Below are 21,691 nucleotides of genomic sequence, written 5' to 3'. Positions count from 1 at the left end.
CGGTGTGCTTCATGTCCGGATACTTTGCGGCAATCTGTCAGGCCGGTGTAGGCGACCTCGCTCGCCCGTACGGGCGAAGCCTAGAAGAGATTCGGCGTCGTCGGCAGCACATCGTCGAGAAACGCAGTCACCATCGGCGCCAATACCGCTGACTCGCCGAAGATACCGATATGCGACGTCGCCGGCAGAATCACCAAGCGCGCGGCCGGAACCCTCAGCAGCGCCCCTGACGCCGCCGCTTCCTCATCGCCGCCACCGCGTAGTACGAACATCGCCAGCGCATGCTCGGGCCTCAGTGCATCCGCATCACCGGCGACGACCATCGTCTTCGCGGAAATCGAACGCATCTGCGCGTCGCTGATGTTCTGGTCATTGATCCCCAAGAGCTTCATCTTTTCGACATAGGCGTCGAACGCCGCGCCGTCCGGGGTGTGCTCCCTGAACGCCTTCTCGACGGATGTTCCGGCAAAGGCTGCGGCGCTGAGGCCCCTGATGCCCTCCAGCACCGACGGGTACCAGCCGTCCTTGCGGTAGGTGGCCGACACCGAGACCAGCTTGTCGACGAGCCTCGGGTGACGGAGCGCGAGCTGCAGCGCGACCCCGCCGCCTTGCGAGTAGCCCAGCGTATCCGCGCGCTCGACCTGCAACGCGCGCAGCAGCGCGGCGGCGTCGTCGGCGAACTGCTCGTAGGACATCTCGCGCGGAGTGTCCGGGGTGCGGCCGTGCCCTTGCTGATCGAAGACGATGACGGTGCGCGTGCTCGCGAAGGCGGACACCCACGACTTCATCGAGTCGGTGGACATGAACCCGCCGGGAATGAGCAGCAGCGGAGACGTCTTCGAGGTGCCGAGCGCGCCATACACTTCGTAATAGATGCTCAGACCGTTGAGTGGCAGGTGACCGCTGCTCGAAGGCTGCGTTGCTATCACTTCGACTGGGTCCTGCGTGTCTTCGGTGCCGAATTCCGGTGGTGCTTGCAGGTCGTGGGCGCGGAACAAGACGGCGTGCTCGACGCCCATGGCCTTACCGCTCATCGCGGTGAACTGCGGGATGAAGTCCTTGGGGGCGGGGTGGTCCGGGAGCGCGGCCAGGTACGCGGCGTGCGCCTCGAGGGAGGCGACGCCGCGGCGCAGCGGCTCACCCGTGACCTCGACGCCGTGGGTCGCGGAGCCGGCGAGTCCGGGGACGATGTACCAGCGCACGGAGTGCGGTTCGAGGTCGTCGTCGATCTGCTCCGGGAAGACCCACCGGTTACCTGCGTCGCGCACTGCGTCGAGCGTCGCGAGCCCGGCCGCGCGGTGGTCCGCCTGGTCGAAGCCATAGGGCGTCTCGATTTCGTAACCGGCGCCGAGCACGACGTCGGGCTTGAACCGGCGGATCTCCCGGCAGATATCCCGGCGCAGGTCGAGGCCGTAGACGAGCACGCCGTCCGGATGTTCGAGGACAGTCAGGTGCTCGACGCCGACCGCGGCGCAGGCGGCCCGCTGCTCGGCGACGCGCAAGCGAGCCGTCTCCTCGGGATGGTTCGGCATGCCGGCCTCGCCGCGGGTGAGCAGCAGATAACCGACCTCGATGCCACGCGCGGTCCAGCGAGCGACAGCCGCGGACGCGCCGTACTCCATGTCGTCTGGATGCGCGACGACACAGAGCACACGCTGGAAGGACTCCTCGGGGAGGGCAGGCAATGTCATGTCGGCCATCGTCGCGCGTCGCGGGCCCGCCGTGCTGCGTTTCAGACGCGCGCGACGATGCTCGGTCGGCGGACGGCGAGCCAGGCGGCGTGCCCTGTGGTGCGGCTGCCCTCGTATATGCCTGCGCGCCAACGGCACTCGCCCGAACGCGTCACGAAATCAACGAACTCCACACCATAACCACGGACGTCGTCGAAACCGCCCCGCAGCACCCTCAACACCCAACGCTGCCAACTCTTGACAACGAGACCCCATCGCACGCTAGTTCGATGTGAGTACATGGAGTTACCAATGTGCTTACGAAATCAGTTGTCACTGTCCGCAAACACATGAGCACCCGAGCTCAGCGCCGCGCTGGAAAGTGGCGGATGATGCCTTCCTGGACGGTGGTGGCAAGCAATTCGCCACTGCGGGAGAAGAACCGGCCCGTGGCAAGGCCACGCGACCCGGCGGCCACCGGGGACTCGGTCGCGTAGAGCGCCCAATCGTCGAAGCGGAACGGGCGGTGGAACCAGATCGAATGGTTGATCGTCGCGGCCACGATGCGATCCAGGCCCCAGGACAGGCCGTGCGTGGTGATGATCGAATCGAGCACTGTGGTATCGGACGAATAGCCAAGCGTCGCAACGTGAATCAGCGGATCATCGGGCAGTCGGCCATCCGCGCGCATCCACACGCGGTTGTGGTTCAGCCGCTCCCCCGTGCCCTTCAGGATCCAGGCGGGGTCGTTGGTGTAGCGCATATCGATCGGATGCGGCGCCTTGACGAACATCTCCAGCTTGTCTTCCAAGCCCGCGAAGCTCTCCTCGACACGCGGCAGCGTCTCCGGATCCGGCACCACCGGCTGGGCGTGCGCGTGCTCGAGACCCTTGCCCCAATCCTGGAACGCGGCGAGCATGACGAACAGCTCCTGACCGTCCTGGGTCGCGGTGACCGTGCGGTTGGCCAGCGAGCGCCCGTCGCGGTGGCGGTCGACCTGATACTCGATCGGCTTCTTCACATCGCCACCACGCACGAAATGCGCGTTGACGGCGTGCAGCGGACGGTCACCGTCGACCGTTCGCCCCGCCGCCATGATCGCCTGCGAAACCAGCTGACCGCCGAACGTGCGGCTCCAAACCTTCTCCGGATGCTGGCCGACGAAGACATCCTCCTCGACCTGTTCCAGATCGAGCAATCCGAGCAGCACATCGAGGTCGGTACCTTCCGCTGCCGCGCTGAGGCCGACAGCGCCACCCAGCGAAGCGCTCACAACTGCGCCTCGCTGACGCTCGGCCCTGTTGCGACCGATGGCGTTGCTGTGTTCTCGGTTCGTTCGCTGCGCTCACTCACGGCTAATGGTCCTCCTCACCGATACGGTGCACATGGATCAGATTGGTGGAGCCGACAGTACCGGGCGGGGAGCCTGCCACGATTACCACCAGATCACCTTTTTGGTATCGCTTCATAGACAGCAGTGCTACATCCACCTGGTGAATCATCGCATCGGTGCTGTTCACTGTCGGGACGATGAAGGTTTCGGTGCCCCAGGTGAGCGACAGCTGGCTGCGCACTTCGGGAAGGGGGGTGAACGCCAGCAACGGCAGCGGGGTGTGCAGACGAGCCAGGCGGCGAACCGTATCGCCGGACTGGGTGAAGGCGACCAGCGCCTTGGCATTGAGCCGCTCGCCGATATCGCGGGCAGCGTAGGAGATGACACCGCGCTTGGTGCGCGGCACGTGGGTCAGCGGTGGCACCCGGGTGGATTCGGTCTCCACCGCGTGCACGATCCGCGCCATGGTGCGAACCGTCTCGATCGGGTACGCACCCACCGAGGTCTCACCCGACAGCATTACCGCGTCGGCGCCGTCGAGCACCGCATTGGCCACATCGGAGGCCTCGGCGCGGGTCGGGCGGGAGTTCTCGATCATCGACTCCAGCATCTGGGTCGCGACGATGACCGGCTTGGCATTCTCGCGCGCCATCTGGATGGCCCGCTTCTGCACGATCGGCACCTGCTCGAGCGGCAGTTCGACGCCGAGGTCACCGCGGGCGACCATGACCGCGTCGAAGGCCAGCACGATGGCCTCGAGATTGTCGATGGCCTCGGGCTTCTCCAACTTGCCGATCACCGGAACACGGCGGCCGACCCGGTCCATCACGTCGTGCACCAACTCGACATCCGAGGGAGAACGCACGAAGGACAGCGCGATGAAGTCGACGCCGAGCTTGAGCGCGAATTCGAGGTCATCGATGTCCTTCTCCGACAGCGCGGGCACGGAGACGTCCATACCTGGCAGCGAGACGCCCTTGTTATTGCTGACCGGTCCGCCCTCGGTCACTCGGCAGACGACGTCGTTGCCCTCGACCCGAATGACCGTGACGCCGACCTTGCCGTCGTCGATGAGCAGGCGGTCGCCCGATTTGGCGTCCTTGGCCAGCTCCTTGTAGGTAGTGGAGACGCGATCGTGGGTGCCTTCGATCTCGTCGACAGTTATGCGGACCTCTTCACCGTTGGCCCATACGGTCTTGCCCTCTGTGAAGCGGCCCAGCCGAATCTTCGGTCCCTGTAGGTCGGCGAGAATGCCGACCGCCCGGCCGAGATGGTCCGAGGCCTGCCGCACCTTCTTGTAGTTCTCGGCATGGTCGGAGTGTTCGCCATGGCTGAAATTCAGCCGCGCCACATCCATGCCGCTCTCGACGAGTTCCCGAATACGTTCCTCGGTAGCGGTCGCTGGGCCGAGAGTGCACACAATCTTCGTCCGTCGCATCACGAGTAGAGCCTAGTCCCGTGTAGTACCCCTGGCCTGCTGTGGCCTCGGTGAAAGCTAGGTGAAAAATATGTACGAAGGCTTAGCGGAAAGTACAAATGGGCCTCGTCAGCGTGCGACATGGCGGGACAGCCGAGTTTCCAGGCGGGTCTGGCCGAAGCCGAGGACCAGACAGATCACCCAGTAATACAACGCGGCGACGCCGTACAGGGCGAAAAAGTCGAAGGTCGGGGCGGCGGCCAGCTGCGCGGTGCGCAGTAGTTCGGTCACCAGGATGGTCGAGGCCAGCGAGGTGTCCTTGACCAGGGAGATGAGCGTGTTCGACAACGGCGGCACGGCAATGCGCGCGGCCTGCGGCAGGATGATCAGCCGCAACTCCTGGGCATACGACATGCCCAGCGCTTTCGCCGCCTCCCATTGCCCTTCCGCGACGCTCAGGATCGCGGCGCGCACGACCTCGGCGGCGTAACCGCCGACATTGAGGCTGAAGGCGATCACCGCCGCCGGGAACGGATCGATGACGATATCGAACTGCGGTAGCGCATAGAACACGATGAACAGCTGCACCAACAGCGGTGTGCCGCGAATGATCGAGATGTAGAACCGTGCGGGCGCCGAAAGCAACCACACCGGCGACATTCGCGCCAGCGCTACGAACAACGCGATGACCAGACCGATGACGAAACTGATGGCGGTGAGCGGGATGGTCTTGTCGATCGTGGCCTGCAGCATCGGCCACAGGTTGTGCCAGATCAGTTCCCTGGTCGCGGGATCCACGGGCGGCTATTTGCTGACGTCGGTGCCGAAGTACTTTTCCGAGATTTTGGCCAGCGTGCCATCGGCGCGCAGCTGATCGAGCGCGGTATTCACCTGGCCGATCAGCGCGTCGTCCTTGCGGGCGGCGAAGGCCTGATTGCTGACCTCACCGGCCTTGGCGGCGATCTTGACGCCGGTGTCGCCGTTCTTCTTGATGTAGTCGAGCGCGACCAGGCTGTCGTTGACGGTCGCGTCGACGCGGCCGGTCTTCAGCAACTGGACCGCCTGCACGAAGCCCTCCACCGCCTCGACCTTGGCACCCGCGCCCTGGGCGACCTTGGCCCAGTTACTGGTCGCCGACTGCGCGCTGGTCTTGCCGTTCAGGTTCGCGAGCGAAGTGATGTTGTTGCTGTCCGCGCGGGTGAGGATCACGCCCTCGGAGGTCGTGTAGGACTGCGAAAGCGCGTACTTGGCCTTGCGCTCGTCGGTGATCGACACCTGATTGGCGACCAGATCGAAGCGCTTGGACTCGAGACCGGCGAAGATCGCGTCCCACGGCGTCTGCACGAACTCGATCTTCTTGCCGATCTTGTCCCCGACCGCCTGGATGACCTCGACGTCGTAGCCGGTGAGCTTGCCGTCCGAGCCCTGATAGCTGAACGGCGAGTAGGTGCCTTCGGTGCCGACCTTCAGCACGTTCGGATCGCTGCTGCTGCCGCAGGCGGTGAGCCCGGTAGCGGTGACGATGGCGAGCATGGCGGCGGCGAACAGCTTGCGACGCACTGAAGTCCCTCTCTTCGGTGTCTGGACTATGAGCAACATCCACACACGACACAAAAACCCGGCTCAGGCTACGCCAGGAAAATGCCGACCGACAGTATTGCGATCATGGTGCGCCGAATCCTCGCACAGCGTGCCGGAAATGGCGACGGGCCCGGCCGCATCTTCATCCGATGCGACGGGGCCCGTCGGTCAACTGTTCGCGGCGGTCAGTCGCGCAATGGCCGCCCGAGGCTGTCGGGCACCTTGCCGGTCAGCATCATAATGCCGTCGATCAGCGGCCAGATACCGCCGAAACCACAGGTCAGCCAGGTGACTGCGATCTGCGCCACGGCGATGCCGGTGTGCCCGGTGTAGAAACGGCCGATACCGAATCCGCCGAGGAAGATCTGCAACAGACCGGCGGTCAGCTTCTGCTTATCCGAGAACGGCACGCCGAACGGGTCGCGACCGTAGGGCGCTTCCGGATCGTTCGGGTTGTAGCCGCCGCCCTGATACGGCGCAGGCGGGTAGCCGCCCGGCTGCTGACCGTAGGGATCGGGCTGACCGTACTGCGGCTGGCCGTACTGCGGCTGGCCATACTGGGGCTGACCGTACTGCGGCTGCTGCTGGTTGTACGGATCCGACGGATACTGCTGTCCCGGTGCATCGGGCTGCTTGTTCAGGTCCGGCCCCGTCCCGGGCGGACCGTACTGGGGGCCGCCGAAGCCTGGCTGGTTCTGGTAGGGGTCGGTCACTAAATGTCCTCCATCATTCGTGCATTTCGACGGGTACTCACCCGTCTCCCCGCGTATTTGCCGGGCGATTGGGCGCCCGAGGGTATCGTCGCGGACACGCGTTCGCGTGTCTACTCGGTGCACCGACGAGTTGCCCAAGTCGTTGTGGGATCAGCCGTCCTTTTTCGAAGTATCAACCTTGCCCCGCTCGACGTCCGAGTTTTCGGACTCCGTTGAGTTATCGTCGGCGGTATCCGGTCCGTTGCCGGAGTTCTCGGATTTTGTCAGATCCGGATTCTCGGCAGCATCGTCCTCGATCTTCCCCGACCGATTCTGGTCCGACACGTCGTCTTTGTCGGTTTCCGCGGGCGCAGCTGCCTGCTTCCCGGCACTGTGCTTCGGCGGCGCTGCTTGCGCGACCGCGGCCGCCTTCGACGCGGCCTCGGATTCGGCGCCCGCCGCACGCAGCGCCCCGATCTGCCACGGCCATGGCCGCGCGACCGTCGACGGCTGCAGTTGATCGGCGATCTCCCTGCCCTTGGTCGCGAACACGAAATAGGCGACGGCGGCGAGGAATACGAGTGCCGAGGTGAACGAGTTGATGCGGATGCCCACGATCTTGGTCGCCTCGTCGTCGCGCAGCAGTTCGACGAAGAAGCGGCCCAGGCAGTATCCGGCGACGTAGAGCGCGAACAGGCGGCCGTGCCCGATGCGATAGCGCTTATCGATCTGCACCAGCAGCACCACGATCAGCAGGTTCCAGATCATCTCGTACAGGAAGGTCGGCTGCACGACCTTGTCGACGACGCCGGTGGACACGCCGTTCATCATGTCGAGCTTGCCCTGATCGTCGAAGCGCAGGTAGATCTCGAGACCCCAGGGCAGCTCGGTTTTGCGGCCGTAGAGCTCCTGATTGAAGTAATTGCCGAGCCGTCCGATAGCCTGAGCCAGCAGAATCGGCGGTGCGATCGCATCGCCCAACGCGGGCAATGGGATTCGGTAGACCCGACAGCCGATCCAGGCGCCGACACCGCCGAGGAAGACCGCGCCCCAGATACCGAGGCCGCCCTGGTAGATCTTCAGCGCATCGATCGGATGGCCGTCGGCGCCGAAGTACTTCTGCCAGTCGGTGGCAACGTGATAGAGCCGCCCGCCGACCAGACCGAAGGGCACTGCGAACATCGCGACATCGAGAATCGCGCCCTTCTGCCCGCCGCGCTCCTGCCAGCGCCGCTCACCCCACCAGATGGCGACGACGATGCCGAGGATGATGCACAGGGCGTAGGCCCGTAGCGGGAATGGACCGATATGCCAAACGCCCTGGGACGGGCTGGGAATGTAGGCCAGCACATCAGCGGTGACGGCACCGTTGCTCAGGACGCTGTCTGCGAGGACTCGTAAGGTCACGGCCCCAACCGTAGCGGAGCACGGCCACATCGCGAGATTCGCGGTCGGCGTGCCCCGCTCGCGGGCGGTTAGGAGGCGACGGTCGCGGACCGAACACCCTCGGCCAGTTCGGCCGTGAGGGTGCGCACCGCGTCGAGTCCCTGCGCCGCGGCGGTCACCAGTGCCGAGCCGACGATGACTCCGTCTGCGTAGGAGGCGATTTCGGCCGCCTGCGCACCGTTGCGCACACCGAGGCCGACCCCGATCGGGATATCGGAGTGGGCGCGGATGCGCGCGCACAGCGCCGGAGCCGCGGAGGAAACCACGTCACGGGCGCCGGTGACACCCATGGTCGAGGCAGCGTAGACGAAGCCGCGACTGGCCTCCAGCGTCTTGACCAGACGCTCCTCGGTGGACGACGGTGCGACCAGGAAGATGCGGTCCAGATCGTGTGCGGCCGAGGCGACGAACCAGCTGTCGGCCTCTTCCGGGATGAGGTTGGGGGTGATGATGCCGGACCCGCCCGCGGCGGCCAGATCGCGCGAGAAACGGTCGACGCCATATTGCAGCACCGGATTCCAGTAACTCATCACGACGGCCTTACCGCCCGCCGCGGTGATCGCCTCGACCACCGAGAACACATCGCGCACCCGGACGCCGCCGCGCAGCGCCTGATCAGCGGCGGCCTGGATGGTCGGTCCGTCCATCACCGGATCGGAGTAGGCGACGCCGACTTCGACTATGTCGCAACCGGATTCAACCATGGTGCGGCACACCTCGATCGAACCGGCCAAATCCGGATAACCGGCGGGCAGATAGCCGATCAGCGCGGCCCGACCCTCCGCGCGACAGGCGGCGAACGTGTTCGCGAGACGGGACTGCTGACTCACGACAGCGCCTCGTTGGCGCTCGGCTCCATCATGACCGAGCGATACTCGACTGTGTCTTCGGTTCGCTCGCTGCGCTCACTCACTGGTGGTTCTCCTTGTCGGCGGCGTGGTCATCGAACAGCCCGAACCAGCGTGCCGCCGTGTCCATATCCTTATCGCCGCGCCCGGACAGGTTCACCAGGATGATCGCGCCCTTGCCCAGTTCCTTGCCGAGGTTCAGCGCACCAGCCACCGCGTGCGCGGATTCGATCGCCGGAATGATGCCCTCGGCGCGGCTGAGCAGCAGCAGCGCGTCCATCGCTTCGGTATCGGTGATCGGGTGGTATTCGGCGCGACCGATGTCCTTGAGGTAGGCGTGTTCGGGACCGACACCCGGATAGTCCAAACCGGCAGAGATCGAATGCGATTCGATGGTCTGGCCGTCCTCGTCCTGCAGCAGATACGAGTACGCGCCCTGGAACGCGCCGGGGGTGCCGCCGGTGAAAGTCGCGGCGTGCCTTCCGGTTTCGACGCCGTCACCGGCCGCCTCGTAGCCGATCAGCCGCACGCCCGGATCGTCGATGAAGGGATGGAAGATCCCGATGGCGTTGGAGCCGCCGCCCACGCAGGCGGTGACCGCATCGGGCAGTCGACCGGTGAGTGCCTGTACCTGGGCGCGAGCCTCCAGGCCGACGATGCGCTGGAGATCGCGCACCATCATCGGGAACGGGTGCGGGCCCGCGGCGGTGCCGAAGCAGTAGTAGGTGGCCTCGGCATTGGTGACCCAGTCGCGCAGCGCCTCGTTGATCGCATCCTTCAGGGTCTGCGAACCGGTGCGCACCGAGATCACCTCGGCGCCGAGCAGCCGCATGCGAGCCACATTCAGCGCTTGGCGGGCGGTGTCGACCGCACCCATATAGACGACGCATTCGAGGCCGAGCAGTGCGCACGCGGTCGCGGTGGCGACCCCATGCTGACCTGCGCCGGTCTCGGCGATCACCCGGGTCTTGCCCATGCGCTTGGCGAGCAACGCCTGGCCGAGCACGTTATTGATCTTGTGCGAACCGGTGTGGTTCAGATCCTCGCGCTTGAGGATGATGCGCGCACCACCGGCATGCTCGGCGAGGCGCTGGCATTCGAAGATCGGCGACGGGCGGCCGGTGTAGTCGCGCTGCAGCCGGTCCAGTTCGTCGAGAAAGGCGGGATCGAGGCGACACTTCTCGTATTCGGCGGTGACCTCCTCGATCACCGCCATCAGCGCCTCCGGCACATGCCTGCCGCCGTAAACGCCGAAGTGGCCGCCCAGATCCGGCTCGTGGTCGCTGCGGTCGTGCACACCGTCGGAGGCCTTGGGCAGTGCCGTCACGACGCCGCCTCGCCGGCGCTCGGCTCCATCGCGCCCGCACGGGCCGCTGTGTTCATGATTCGCTCGCTCACTGCGTCGTCACCGACCCCGCCGCGCGGGCTTCGGGCACGACGGGTGGGTGCCCGCGGTCACCAGTTCGGAGACGGCCGCGCGCGGGTCGCCACTGGTGACCAGCCCCTCGCCGACGAGCACGGCATCGGCACCCGCACCGGCGTAGGCCAGCAGGTCGGCGGTGCCGCGAATACCGGATTCGGCGATGCGGATGACCTCGGTGGGCAGGCCGGGCGCAATGCGTGCGAAGACATCGCGGTCGACGTCCAGGGTCTTGAGGTTGCGGGCGTTGACGCCGATCACGGAGGCGCCGGCCTCCAAAGCGCGGTCGGCCTCTTCCTCGGTGTGCACCTCGACCAGGGCTGTCATGCCCAGCGATTCGGTGCGGTCGATCAGCGAGCTCAGTACGTCCTGTTCGAGGGCGGCCACGATGAGCAGGATGACGTCGGCGCCGTGCGCGCGGGCCTCGTGGATCTGGTAGGGCCCGACGACGAAATCCTTGCGCAGGATCGGGATATTCACGGTGGCGCGGACCGCGTCCAGGTCATCGAGCGACCCGTGGAAGCGGCGGCTCTCGGTGAGCACGCTGATGACGCGCGCTCCGCCGTCCTCGTAGGCCTTGGCCAGACTCGCCGGGTCCGGGATATCCGCGAGCTCCCCCTTGGACGGGCTGGCCCGCTTGACCTCGGCAATGACGCCGATGCCGTCTTCGAGGAGCGCGGCGCGGGCGTCCAGCGGCGCGGGTGCCGCGGCTGCGGCCGCCTTGATCGCCTGGAAGTCCAAAAGGGCTTCCCGTGCGGCCACATCCGCGCGGACCCCGTCGAGAATCGAGTCGAGTACCGTCATCTGGCTCGAATCCTTTCTGGGGAGACGGACTTGCTGCCTGAGAATCCCCCCAGGCGCTGTCTCACCGATGCTGTCAAAGAATAAATGGCTGCTTGTGGCGCAACTGCGCCGGGGCTTGTAGTCACCTGCTCAGACACCTCGATGCCCTTGTTTCCCCTGATCATGATCGGCGGAATCGTCGGTGGCCGAAGTGGACCCACCCGCCTGTTCGGTCGGGTCCGTGCCCGCGTCCAACGCATCCCAGAGCACGCGCTCGGAAAGTTGTCCGGTATCGGCCGCCGCGTCGTCGGTGCGCTGACGCGTCACCTCTTCGGTGGCGGCAGCCCTGCGGAAGACCGGATTGTCGTACTTGGCCGACAGGCGGGCGGCGTCCTCGGGCATGCGAGCCAGCAGGACACCGGCCACGAAGGCCGCCAGCGCCCCCAGCAGCGAAAGTACGGCCGGGAACTGGGAAGTGACCACCTCGGTGACGGTCGCGCGGCCGGGCAGCTCCGCCAGGGTGGCGGCACGGGCGGCGGTCGCGCTGGATCTGGTCAGTAGGGCGAAGGCGGGAACGGCCGACACCGCGGCGACCAGACCGATCAGGACGCCGAACATGCGCCGCAGCCAACCGCGTGTCGCCAGTACTGCGGCGACGGCGGCCAGCAGTACCAGTGCCAGCGGCGTGAGCGCACCGAACCAGACACCGCCGTTGAGTTTGTCGGTGCGCGGTTCGGTCAGGCCGTCGGTGGACGAGACAGTTACCCATGTCATCCGGGAGGAGCCCCACAGCGCCGCGGCGGCGATGGCGAGCAGGACGATCGCGCCGACCGGATATTTGCGCTTCGAGGTCTGCGGGACGGCCGGATCGGTATCGGGAGGTTCCGAATCGGTCATTCCGCACTGCCGTCCGCAGGTGCGCTGTACGCCCGAACGGTTTTCGCGGCTGCCACCGCTCGCAGCACCGCCATGGCCTTGTTGCGGGATTCGACGTCCTCATAGTCCGGATCCGAATCCGCGACGATGCCCGCACCAGCCTGCACATAGGCGGTGCCGTCCTTCAGCAGTGCGGTGCGGATGGCGATCGCGGTATCGGCATCGCCCGCGAAGTCGAGATAGCCGACGACACCGCCGTAGACGCCACGACGGGTGGGCTCGAGTTCCTCGATGAGCTCCATCGCACGCACCTTCGGCGCGCCGGACAACGTGCCCGCTGGGAAACAGGCATTGACCGCGTCCAGTGCGATCTTGCCCGGCGCGAGGCGGCCCGAGACCGTCGAGACCAGATGCATGACGTGGCTGTAGCGCTCGATATGCCGGTACTCGGTGACCCGCACCGTGCCCGGCTGGCAGACCCGGCCCAGATCGTTGCGGCCGAGGTCGACGAGCATCAGATGCTCGGCGTTCTCCTTCTCGTCGGCCAGCAGGCCCTTCTCCAGCAGCAGATCGTCCTCCTCGGTGGCGCCGCGCCACCGGGTACCCGCGATCGGATGGGTCGTCGCCACACCCTCTTTCACGGTAACCAGCGATTCCGGACTGGAACCGACGATGGAGAACGCCGTGGCGCCGTCGCCGTCCGGGATGTGGATCAGGTACATGTACGGGCTCGGATTGGCGGCACGCAGCATCCGGTACAGGTCCAGAGGCGCACCGTCGTAATCCATTTCGAAGCGCTGCGAGAGCACCACCTGGAACGCCTCGCCCGCCTCGATCTCCTTGACCAGGCGACGCACGCCCGCGCCGAATTCTTCGGTGGTGCGGCGGCGGATGTACTCCGGCTCGGGCTGATCGAAGACCGAAACCGTGGACTCCGAGGGCGCGGCCAGCGCCGCGGTCATCCGGTCCAGCCGGGCCACCGCATCGTCATAGGCCTCGTCGACCCGTTCGGCGGTGCCGTTCCAGTTGACCGCATTGGCGATCAGGGTGATCGCGCCCTCGTGGTGGTCGAAGGCCGCGAGATCGGTGGCGAGCATCAGCACCATCTCGGGCAGCCGCAGATCGTCGACGGCGAGGGTGGGCAGTCGCTCGATGCGGCGAACCGCGTCGTAGCCGAGGTAGCCGACCATGCCGCCGGTCAGCGGGGGCAGACCGGGCAGCCGCTCGGTCTGCAGCAGTTGCAGGGTTTCACGCAGCGCCACCAGCGGATCGCCGCCGCAGGGCGCGTCCGCGGGGGTGTGCCCGAGCCAGGCCGCTTCGCCGTCCACGACCGTCAGCGCGGATGGGCTGCCGGCCCCGATGAACGACCAGCGCGACCAGGACCGCCCGTTCTCCGCGGACTCGAACAGGAAGGTACCGGCCCGATCCGCGGCCAACTTGCGGTAGGCCGACAGCGGAGTTTCGGAGTCCGCCAGCACCTTTCGGGTCACGGGGACCACCCGATGCTCCGCGGCCAGCTCGTGGAACTGTTCGCGGGTCGTGGTGGTGGGAGTGGACGCGCCAGGCATGTGTCCATCATCCCAGGTGGCACCGACAGCCTTGTCGGCGCGTCCCAACCTGCTGAACCGACTGTCCGGTTCTGAAGTGCCGCGAGGGAAATTGAAAAATCCACAAATCGCCGCACTCATCGGCGCTCAGCCGCGATGAGAACCCGTCATTCCGGTATCTGGCCTGACAGGGACCAAGCGCGGGGGCGGCAAACCGACCTCGCGCCCGGTACTGTCCCACTATGCAGACAGGTCAGCTCGCTCCCGAGTTCGAGCTTCCCGATCAATCCGGCACCCCGCGTTCGCTCGACGCGCTGCTCGCGAACGGTCCGCTGGTGCTGTTCTTCTACCCCGCCGCGAATACCCCGATCTGCACGGCGGAGGCGTGCCACTTCCGTGATCTGTCCGCCGAATTCGCGGCGCTGGGCGCATCGTGCGTCGGCATCAGCACCGATAGCGTCGACACCCAGGCCGGATTCGCATCCAAGCAGAACCTCGGTTACCCGCTGCTGTCGGATGTCGACGGCAAGGTCGCCTCGACCTTCGAGGTGAAGCGCGGACTGCTCGGCAAGCTCGCCCCGGTCAAGCGGCAGACCTTCGTGATCGACCGGGATCGCAAGGTCGCCAAGGTGATCACCGGCGAGTTCCGGGCCGATGCGCACGCGGACGAGGCGCTGAAGTTCCTGCGCGAGCGTGCTCTGCAGTAGCCCTGCTCTCGAACACGCGGTAACGGCCGCGAAAAACACCAGGTCCATCGCCGTCGATCTCCCGGTTGCCCGGCATACGCTGGGTTCATGACTTCGAGCGAGGTTCGGCCGGACGGGCAGAAATCCACGCTGGCCACGTGGCGCACCCGGATCATCGGCGCAGTGGCGGTCATCGTCGTACTGATCATCGCCTACTTCATTCTGGCGGCGTTCATTCCGCGCTGGTGGGCGCAGCGCATCGCAGAGCTGGTGAGCGGCAGTTTCAGCAAGGGCATCGGCTGGGGCCTGATTTACGGCCTACTCGGCACCGCCATCCCGGTGTTCTTGCTGCTGTTCGCCGCGCTGATCTGGAAGCGACGAGCCGGAAAGTTCATCGCGGGTGCCGCCGCGTTGCTCGCGCTGATCATCGCGATTCCGAATCTCATGACGCTGTCGATCGTGCTCGGCGAGAGTAGTGCCGCCCATGCCGGTCAACGGATTCTCGACGTCGACGCGCCCGCATTCCGTGGCGCTTCACTCGTCGGCGCCATCGTGGCGGTCGTGGTTTTCCTCGCCGTGGCGGGCCTGCTGGCCTGGCGGCGGTGGCAGCGCAGACATCCAGGCAAGCAGGCGGCGCCCGCTGCCACTCGGCAAACGCCGACAGTTGGCTAGGACACGGCACCGACACGCCCTGCGGCTCTGTGAGTGACCTCACGTCGCGGACCAAGTCCATGACGGTCGAGCGAAGTCGTGGCAAACTCAATCACGCGAGTGACCGTGAACATGCTTTTCATTAATCGCTAGGTTCGCTAACAATAAGACGTCACTTGGCTCGAAAGAAGGCACCCCAGTGACGAAGTGGCTCGACCCGGACGAACAACGAGCTTGGCGCGCGATCGTTGCGCTGATGACACGTCTACCAGGCGCTTTGGATACCCAACTGCAGCGCGAATCCGGGGTTACCCATTTCGAATACTGGGTGCTCACCCTGTTATCCGAGGAACCCGGCCATCGGCTGCAGATGAGTGAGCTTGCCCACAAAGCAAATGCATCGCTATCGCGCCTGTCCCATGTGGTGTCAAAGCTGGAACGAATGGGCTGGGCGCAACGGTCAGCAACCACGGGCCGCCGCGGCGTGCAGGCGGTGCTCACCGACGACGGCTACTCGAAGGTCGTCGAGGCGGCGCCCGGCTATCTGGATGCGGTGCGGCAGTTGGTTTTCGATGGTCTCGATGCCGCACAGACGGCGCAACTCGCCGACCTCAGCGAACTGCTCGTCAGGCAGCTCGGCGACTCGCTGAGCCAGTCCAACGGCAAATCGACGCAGGTCGAGGAGCGCGGCGAGCAGCCGAATCCATAGCGGTCGCGCGAGGTTGGGCTCAGCTCTCGGCGAGCAGCAGGTCCGAGTCGAAGCAGGTGTGCGTGCCGGTGTGGCAGGCCGCGCCCTCCTGGTCGACGACGAGCAAGATCGTGTCGCCGTCACAATCGAGGCGAACCTCGTGCACGTACTGGGTGTGGCCGGAGGTTTCGCCCTTGACCCAGTACTGCTGGCGCGAACGCGAATAGTAGGTCGCCTTGCGGGTTTCCAGCGTGCGGGCCAGCGCCTCGTCGTCCATCCAGGCAACCATCAGCACATCGCCGGTGCCGCGCTCCTGGGCGACCGCGGCGACGAGTCCGGCGTCATTGCGCTTGAGCCGGGCGGCGATGGCGGGGTCGAGAGTCATATCACCGTTATACAGGCAGCTCCGCACCGGAACACATCGTGTAGTGCCGAAACGTACCCGACGCGATTGTTCCTACTCCTCCGGCAGCGGAATCAGTTCGAGATGTTCGGCCACAGGCTTTTTGGTGCACGCGGCCCTGCCGGTGACCAAGTTCACCCCGCCCCGGTGGGCAACCAGCCATTTGCCACAGACGCAACGCAGATAGCGAACCGAACCATGTGTCGACACCAGTATCGGCGATGGCCAGGAGCATGCGGGACACGTGGCGGACATGGTCGCTAAGCCTGGGTAACTCTCCGGCAGATAGCAATCACCGCCACGGCGTGGCGGCAGACGAATTCGAAGAATGTCAAGCTGCGCGAGTGCGATTCAGCTCACCGAGGAGCTCCCAGGTCCGGCGCCGGTCGGCCTCGGAGGCCAGATCTGTTTGGGCCACAACAACATCGGTGGCGCCCGCTTCGAAGTAAGCGTTGATCTGATCGGCGAGGGTCTGCTCGTCACCGATCACGGCGAGTTCGGCGGCGTGCGATACACCGGACAGTTCGATCATTCGCCGATAGGACGGAATTTCGTTGTAGAAGGCCATCTGTTCGGCCGCCGTCGCACGAGTGCTGTCGACATCGGCGGTGACCACGCCCGCAACCATGGCGACAATGCGGGGTCGCGGACGTCCAGCTTGTTCGGCCGCCGCTGTGATGGGCGCGACGATGTGCTCGCCCAGTGCTTTCGGACCGACCAGAAATGGCATTGTGCCGTCGGCCAATTCGGCGGTGACACGCAGCGCCTGCGGCCCCATCGCCGCGACGAGGACCGGCACCGTCGGCTCGGCACCCGCGACGGCGGCGGGCATCCGCGTTACGGCACTGAGGGTTTCGCCACGGAATTCCACCGAACCGTTGTCCAGGACAGCGCGCAATGCGGTCAGGAATTCGCGAAGCCGCGTAATCGGCCGGTCGAAGTTCTCGCCGAACGCCGCCTCGGTAATCGAGCGGGCACCGAGCCCGAGGCCGAGGGTGAAGCGACCGTGGGTTGCGGCCTGAGCAGTCTGCGCCTGACTCGCGATCAGTAGTGGATGTCGCGCGGAAATCGGAACGACCGATGTGCCGACCGCCAACTCCGGCACATCGCGTCCGACAGTGCCCGCAACGCCGATGGTGTCATGAGAGAACAATTGACCGAACCACAGCGAACTCAACCCGGCCTCGGCTGCCCTCCCGCCCCAGCGCAACCGCACCGTCCACCGCATTGTCGGCGGCATCGAGGGCAAACGGAGACAACGCAATTCCGATACTCATCCCGATGCAACCGCAACGTCCCCCACCCCATTCCGTCGGGCTGTCGCATATCTGCCGAGAACCCTCGCAGGGTCTATTGCCGAATTGGCGCAGGTTCGGCCGGCGTGCAGTCACGATTCGCGCAGGTTCGGCCGCGGGCCTATGTGGCGGCTGAGACCCAATCATGCCTGCCGCTAGGTGATTTGGTCCGTCGCTGTGACTGCGGTCCGACGACACGACCGCACGTTCGGCGTACTCGGCAACAGCCTCTATACCTTGTGCGAGGCAATCACTGGTTATGCGTCAGGTGCGCGAGCTAGTCCCGCGTCCAGCCTCGGTGGGTCCGTCGAACGCAGCCGAATGGTGGTCGCCCACACCGTATCGACCGCCACATCACTACGCTCGGCGAGCAGCCGGAGCGGATGGCGCAGTGAGCTATCTGGACGAGGTACTAGCGAACGATGATTTGTTCGGCGCGCATGGCGGCTTTTACCTCGGCGATGGTGAGGTCGCCGAAGTGGAAGACGCTGGCGGCCAGGACCGCGTCCGCACCGGCCTGAACGGCGGGTGCGAAGTGTTCGATGGCACCGGCACCGCCGCTGGCGATCACCGGCACCGAAACCGCCTCGCGGACCGCCTCGATCATGGGCAGATCGAAGCCTGCCTTGGTGCCGTCGGCATCCATCGAGTTGAGCAGGATCTCGCCGACGCCGAGTTCGGCTCCGCGCACGGCCCATTCGATGGCGTCGATACCGGTGCCGCGCTTACCGCCGTGCGTGGTGACCTCCCAGCCGGACGGAGTGTCGGGCTGGCCGTCGGGAACGGTGCGGGCATCCACCGACAGCACGATGCACTGGGAACCGAAGCGCTCCGACATTTCCCGCAAGACCTCGGGGCGCGCGATGGCAGCGGTATTCACCGACACCTTGTCCGCACCCGCACGCAGCAGCCGGTCGACATCCTCGACCGTGCGCACGCCGCCGCCGACGGTCAGCGGGATGAAGATCTGTTCGGCCGTGCGGGTCACCACATCGATCATGGTGCCGCGGTCGCCGGTTGAGGCGGTGACGTCGAGGAAGGTCAGCTCATCGGCTCCCTGCAGGTCGTAGGCGGCGGCGAGTTCGACGGGATCGCCCGCATCACGCAGGTTTTCGAAGTTGACGCCCTTCACCACCCGGCCCGCGTCGACATCCAGACACGGAATAACGCGTACCGCCAACGTCATCGGCTCACCCTTCTACGAATCATGCTGTATTCACCCACCCCGCCAGCTCTGCCAGCTGCCATCCCGCCGTATTCGCCCACTCCGCCAGCTCTGCCGGCTGCCATCCCCTGGGTCCTTCGTACGCAGCCTCACGCATCGTCGGCGACCGTGCAAATCATTTCGAGCAGCTCCTCGTGTACCCCCGGCGCGGCGGCCAGCACCGAACCCGAGGTGATGGTCCACGGCTCCCCCGCCAGATCGGTGACAATCCCGCCCGCCGCGCGCACCAACGCGACGCCCGCGGCGTTGTCCCACGGATGGTGCCCGAAGACGATCGCGCCGCCGAGCACACCCGATGCGGTGAACGCGAGATCGATGCCGGTGGAGCCATGCATGCGCACCCGCGAGGACAGCCTGCTCAGCGGACCGAGCAGATCGAAACGGAACCGGCCGGGAATGCGTCCGGCGGAATCCACATTGAACGCGCCGAAGCCGATCATCGCCTCGCCGAGTTTCCCGTGCGGCAGGCGCGGCAGCGGCTGGCCGTTCAGCAACACCGGACCGTCAGCGACCGCCGCATAGCGCTGGCCGAGCAATGGCAGCCAGGTCAGCCCGAGCAGCGGCTCACCTTCGTGCACCAGCGCGAGCAGCATGCCCGAAAGGGGATGTCCCGATGAATAATTGAAGGTGCCGTCGATCGGATCGAGCACCCACGCGGTCCCCGACGTGAGCTGCGGACCCCCGAATTCCTCACCGTGCACCTCGATTCCGGTGCGCTGCTCGAGCTGTGCGGAAATCGTGCGCTCCAACTCGAGATCGAGTTCGGTCGCGAAGTCGTTGCGGCCCTTGGCCACCGCGCTCGGCGCGCCGACCCCCTCGACGAAACGCGGGCTTGCGGCATCGAGGATCGCACCGGCGACGTCGAGCAGGGCCGGTAGTTCGGTGTCGAGGCGGTTGGCGGTCATCGAATCGTCAGCGAACCGCGGCCAGCGCTTCGGGCAGCGTGAAGCGGCCCGCGTACAGCGCCTTGCCGACGATCGAACCCTCGACACCGTCGGGCACCAGCTCGGCGATGGCGATCAGATCCTCGATGGTGGAGACACCGCCGGAGGCGATGACCGGCGCGTCGGTGGCGGCGCAGACCTCGCGCAGCAGATCCAGGTTGGGGCCGGTGAGGGTGCCGTCCTTGGTCACGTCGGTGACCACGTAGCGGGAGCAACCGTCGCGCTCCAGGCGTTCGAGCACCTCCCACAGATCGCCGCCGTCGCTGACCCAGCCGCGACCGCGCAGCCGGTGTTCGCCATCGACGATCCGCACATCCAGGCCGACGGCGATGCGCTCACCGTGCTTGGCGATGGCGCGGGCGCACCACTGCGGGTCCTCCAATGCGGCGGTGCCGAGGTTCACCCGGGCACAGCCGGTACCCAGCGCGGCCTCGAGGGATTCGTCGTCGCGGATGCCGCCGGACAGCTCCACCTTGACATCGAGTTCGCCGACGACCTTGGCCAGCAGCTCACGATTCGAGCCACGGCCGAACGCCGCGTCCAGATCGACCAGATGCACCCACTCCGCACCGGCTTCCTGCCAGGCCAGCGCCGCATCGCGCGGGGAGCCGTAATTGGTTTCGCTGCCCGCCTCCCCCTGAACCAGGCGCACGGCCTCTCCATTGGCGACGTCGACAGCAGGTAGCAGCACAAGACTCACGGATGCAGTTTAGTTGCTCGCTCCGCGCGCCCTATCCCCGGCCTGCGGAAATAGCGGCGCGATCACCCTTGCACATGATCATCGAGGACCCGTGTGAGCAGCCGTACCAGTTCGCGGCGCTCGGCGGCGGAGAGGGCAGCGAGTAGTTCGTCCTGTGCGCCTTCGATTCGCTGGTCCAGTTCGTCCAGGTGACGGCTGCCCGCCTTGGTGATGGTGACGATATTGCGGCGGCGGTCGCTCGGATCCGGGGCGCGTTCGATCAAACCGCGTTCGGCGAGATCATTCAGCGCGGCGACGATATCGCTGCGATCGATGCGGGTGCGGCGGCCTAGATCGGCCTGGCTTGCGGGGCCGAATTCGCCCAGCGTGGTCAGCAGGGCGTAGTGGTAGCGGCGCGATCCAGTTGCTTCGAAGGCGCGCTCCGTCGCTCGGTTGGCGAGGATCGCCACCTGGTTGACCAGTCGGGTGGGCAGGGCGCGCAGCCTGCCCGGCGTGTCCTCGTGCGCGATCTCCATGAAAGCAATGTAGCAAGACTTGTTGGTTCCACCCACGATCAGATACTGTTGGACTTGCCAACGTTGGATCAACCAACGTTTAGTTCGAAAGGATTCAACCCATGGGCAAGACCCGCCGCTTCCTCCCCCTCACCGCACTGCCGCTGGCGCTGCTCGCCGCCTGCACCACCACCAAGGACGACACGCACCAGTTCCGCGTACTAGTGGACCGCAGCGAGATCACCGGGCTGGTCAACCAATTGGGCCGCGCCCTGGACGAAGGACGCTTCGACGACTTCCGCACGATCTACACCGCCGACGCCACCGCGAAGACACCCGGCGGTCGGGCCGAGGGTCGTGCCGCGCTAATCGCGCAGGCAAGCCGGAATCATTCCGATGACAAGCACATTCAGCACTTCATCACCAATATGATGATCGATCTGCACGGCGATACAGCCGAGGTGCGGGCGAATCTCATTGCCACTTTCGCTCCTGCTACGACGGCCGTGTCGGAGCCGCAGTACACCCTCGGCGAGGTCTATCGCTTCGATGCGGTCCGCACGGCGGAGGGCTGGCGGCTATCACGGGTGGAGACAACTCCGCTGTGGTCCACGGGTACCCGGCCCTGAGCCGGTAGCACGAACCGTACGTCAACCGTGGCAAGAACCCTTGTGCGAGAACAACTCAGCGTGGCGGCGGCCGTGTATATCCGCGGTCCGCCAGCGCCGACGCAATCCAAATCCATTCGCCTACTTGGAATTCGGTTGCCGCACTCATATTGAGCGAAATCATCAATGCGCCGATCCTTCTGGGCGCCGATCCTTCTGGGCGCCAATCCACCTGGCGGGGGGATCCTGATACGCAAAAAGGCCCCCAACGGTGTTGGGGGCCTTTCGCAAGGATGTTCCGGCGGTGTCCTACTCTCCCACACCCTGTCGAGTGCAGTACCATCGGCGCTGGTGGCCTTAGCTTCCGGGTTCGGAATGGGACCG

21 protein-coding genes, 1 rRNA gene and 1 pseudogene are annotated in these 21,691 nt (G+C 65.9%); 4 read left to right on the top strand and 19 right to left on the bottom strand.

Translation table 11 applies throughout. The features are described 5' to 3' along the window. Positions 1-80: 80 nt before the first annotated feature. The 12 genes from ACIBJI_RS26225 to ACIBJI_RS26170 all read right to left on the bottom strand — a co-directional run bounded on the left by ACIBJI_RS26225 (position 81) and on the right by ACIBJI_RS26170 (position 13,634). Positions 81-1,829: an alpha/beta fold hydrolase gene (locus tag ACIBJI_RS26225; protein WP_364359041.1), complete on the bottom strand. Its 1,749-nt coding sequence runs from the start codon at positions 1,827-1,829 to the stop codon at positions 81-83. Positions 1,830-2,034: 205 nt separating this feature from the next. Continuing rightward, complete coding sequence (locus ACIBJI_RS26220; protein ID WP_364359038.1) at positions 2,035-2,943, bottom strand: acyl-CoA thioesterase II; 909 nt, start codon at positions 2,941-2,943, stop codon at positions 2,035-2,037. Between the two features lie 82 nt (positions 2,944-3,025). Then, positions 3,026-4,444 (bottom strand): pyruvate kinase, encoded by a 1,419-nt coding sequence (gene pyk / locus ACIBJI_RS26215; protein ID WP_364359035.1) that lies wholly within the window; start codon positions 4,442-4,444, stop codon positions 3,026-3,028. A gap of 105 nt (positions 4,445-4,549) precedes the next feature. Next, the gene (locus tag ACIBJI_RS26210) at positions 4,550-5,218 is read right to left on the bottom strand and encodes an amino acid ABC transporter permease (protein WP_364359032.1); all 669 of its coding nucleotides are present in this window, start codon (positions 5,216-5,218) and stop codon (positions 4,550-4,552) included. 6 nt (positions 5,219-5,224) lie between these two features. Beyond that, positions 5,225-5,980 carry an amino acid ABC transporter substrate-binding protein gene (locus ACIBJI_RS26205; protein WP_364359029.1) on the bottom strand — a complete coding sequence of 252 codons (756 nt, stop codon included), beginning with the start codon at positions 5,978-5,980 and terminating at the stop codon, positions 5,225-5,227. A 206-nt stretch (positions 5,981-6,186) separates the two neighbouring features. After that, positions 6,187-6,714 carry a TM2 domain-containing protein gene (locus ACIBJI_RS26200; protein WP_364359026.1) on the bottom strand — a complete coding sequence of 176 codons (528 nt, stop codon included), beginning with the start codon at positions 6,712-6,714 and terminating at the stop codon, positions 6,187-6,189. Between the two features lie 150 nt (positions 6,715-6,864). Next, a complete protein-coding gene (lgt, locus tag ACIBJI_RS26195) occupies positions 6,865-8,100 on the bottom strand; it encodes a prolipoprotein diacylglyceryl transferase (RefSeq protein WP_397086288.1) in 1,236 nt (411 codons plus the stop codon). A gap of 68 nt (positions 8,101-8,168) precedes the next feature. Further along, a complete protein-coding gene (gene trpA, locus ACIBJI_RS26190) occupies positions 8,169-8,969 on the bottom strand; it encodes a tryptophan synthase subunit alpha (protein ID WP_364359023.1) in 801 nt (266 codons plus the stop codon). Between the two features lie 79 nt (positions 8,970-9,048). Next, the gene (gene trpB, locus ACIBJI_RS26185) at positions 9,049-10,314 is read right to left on the bottom strand and encodes a tryptophan synthase subunit beta (RefSeq protein WP_364359020.1); all 1,266 of its coding nucleotides are present in this window, start codon (positions 10,312-10,314) and stop codon (positions 9,049-9,051) included. Between the two features lie 78 nt (positions 10,315-10,392). Next, positions 10,393-11,211 carry an indole-3-glycerol phosphate synthase TrpC gene (gene trpC / locus ACIBJI_RS26180; protein WP_364359017.1) on the bottom strand — a complete coding sequence of 273 codons (819 nt, stop codon included), beginning with the start codon at positions 11,209-11,211 and terminating at the stop codon, positions 10,393-10,395. A gap of 129 nt (positions 11,212-11,340) precedes the next feature. Then, positions 11,341-12,087 carry a TIGR02234 family membrane protein gene (locus tag ACIBJI_RS26175; protein ID WP_397086286.1) on the bottom strand — a complete coding sequence of 249 codons (747 nt, stop codon included), beginning with the start codon at positions 12,085-12,087 and terminating at the stop codon, positions 11,341-11,343. Then, on the bottom strand, positions 12,084-13,634 hold the full coding sequence (locus ACIBJI_RS26170) for an anthranilate synthase component I (protein WP_364359011.1): 1,551 nt from the start codon (positions 13,632-13,634) through the stop codon (positions 12,084-12,086). Before ACIBJI_RS26170 ends, ACIBJI_RS26175 begins: the two co-directional genes overlap by 4 nt. 221 nt (positions 13,635-13,855) lie before the next feature. Here ACIBJI_RS26170 and ACIBJI_RS26165 point away from each other — a divergent pair, with 221 nt between their 5' ends. The 3 genes from ACIBJI_RS26165 (at position 13,856) to ACIBJI_RS26155 (ending at position 15,659) form a co-directional block, all read left to right on the top strand. Beyond that, the gene (locus ACIBJI_RS26165; RefSeq protein WP_364359008.1) at positions 13,856-14,320 is read left to right on the top strand and encodes a peroxiredoxin; all 465 of its coding nucleotides are present in this window, start codon (positions 13,856-13,858) and stop codon (positions 14,318-14,320) included. Between the two features lie 87 nt (positions 14,321-14,407). After that, on the top strand, positions 14,408-14,971 hold the full coding sequence (locus tag ACIBJI_RS26160) for a permease (protein WP_364359005.1): 564 nt from the start codon (positions 14,408-14,410) through the stop codon (positions 14,969-14,971). A gap of 235 nt (positions 14,972-15,206) precedes the next feature. After that, on the top strand, positions 15,207-15,659 hold the full coding sequence (locus ACIBJI_RS26155) for a MarR family transcriptional regulator (RefSeq protein WP_364359002.1): 453 nt from the start codon (positions 15,207-15,209) through the stop codon (positions 15,657-15,659). A gap of 19 nt (positions 15,660-15,678) precedes the next feature. Here ACIBJI_RS26155 and hisI read toward each other — a convergent pair whose 3' ends face one another. From hisI to ACIBJI_RS26125, 6 genes and pseudogenes are all read right to left on the bottom strand, one after another. Next, entirely contained in the window at positions 15,679-16,023 is a 345-nt protein-coding gene (gene hisI, locus ACIBJI_RS26150; RefSeq protein ID WP_364358999.1) for a phosphoribosyl-AMP cyclohydrolase, read from the bottom strand. Positions 16,024-16,372: 349 nt separating this feature from the next. Then, positions 16,373-17,318, bottom strand: a pseudogene (locus ACIBJI_RS26145) (TIGR03564 family F420-dependent LLM class oxidoreductase). 430 nt (positions 17,319-17,748) lie between these two features. Further along, positions 17,749-18,522 (bottom strand): imidazole glycerol phosphate synthase subunit HisF, encoded by a 774-nt coding sequence (hisF, locus tag ACIBJI_RS26140; protein WP_364358992.1) that lies wholly within the window; start codon positions 18,520-18,522, stop codon positions 17,749-17,751. A 128-nt stretch (positions 18,523-18,650) separates the two neighbouring features. Then, positions 18,651-19,466, bottom strand: a complete 816-nt coding sequence (locus ACIBJI_RS26135) for an inositol monophosphatase (RefSeq protein WP_364358989.1) — start codon at positions 19,464-19,466, stop codon at positions 18,651-18,653. Between the two features lie 7 nt (positions 19,467-19,473). Next, the gene (gene priA, locus ACIBJI_RS26130; protein ID WP_364358986.1) at positions 19,474-20,205 is read right to left on the bottom strand and encodes a bifunctional 1-(5-phosphoribosyl)-5-((5-phosphoribosylamino)methylideneamino)imidazole-4-carboxamide isomerase/phosphoribosylanthranilate isomerase PriA; all 732 of its coding nucleotides are present in this window, start codon (positions 20,203-20,205) and stop codon (positions 19,474-19,476) included. 62 nt (positions 20,206-20,267) lie between these two features. Then, positions 20,268-20,720 carry a MarR family transcriptional regulator gene (locus ACIBJI_RS26125; protein ID WP_364358982.1) on the bottom strand — a complete coding sequence of 151 codons (453 nt, stop codon included), beginning with the start codon at positions 20,718-20,720 and terminating at the stop codon, positions 20,268-20,270. A gap of 101 nt (positions 20,721-20,821) precedes the next feature. On the opposite strand from ACIBJI_RS26125, the gene ACIBJI_RS26120 reads away from it, so the two are divergent. Beyond that, on the top strand, positions 20,822-21,328 hold the full coding sequence (locus ACIBJI_RS26120; RefSeq protein ID WP_364358979.1) for a nuclear transport factor 2 family protein: 507 nt from the start codon (positions 20,822-20,824) through the stop codon (positions 21,326-21,328). 275 nt (positions 21,329-21,603) lie between these two features. On the opposite strand, the gene rrf is transcribed toward ACIBJI_RS26120, so the two are convergent. Next, a 5S ribosomal RNA gene (gene rrf / locus ACIBJI_RS26115) occupies positions 21,604-21,691 on the bottom strand; the annotation flags it as partial.

Source organism: Nocardia sp. NPDC050408 (genome assembly GCF_044458905.1).
Taxonomy (GTDB): Bacteria; Actinomycetota; Actinomycetes; order Mycobacteriales; family Mycobacteriaceae; genus Nocardia.
This window is presented reverse-complemented; position numbering and strand designations above follow the sequence as displayed.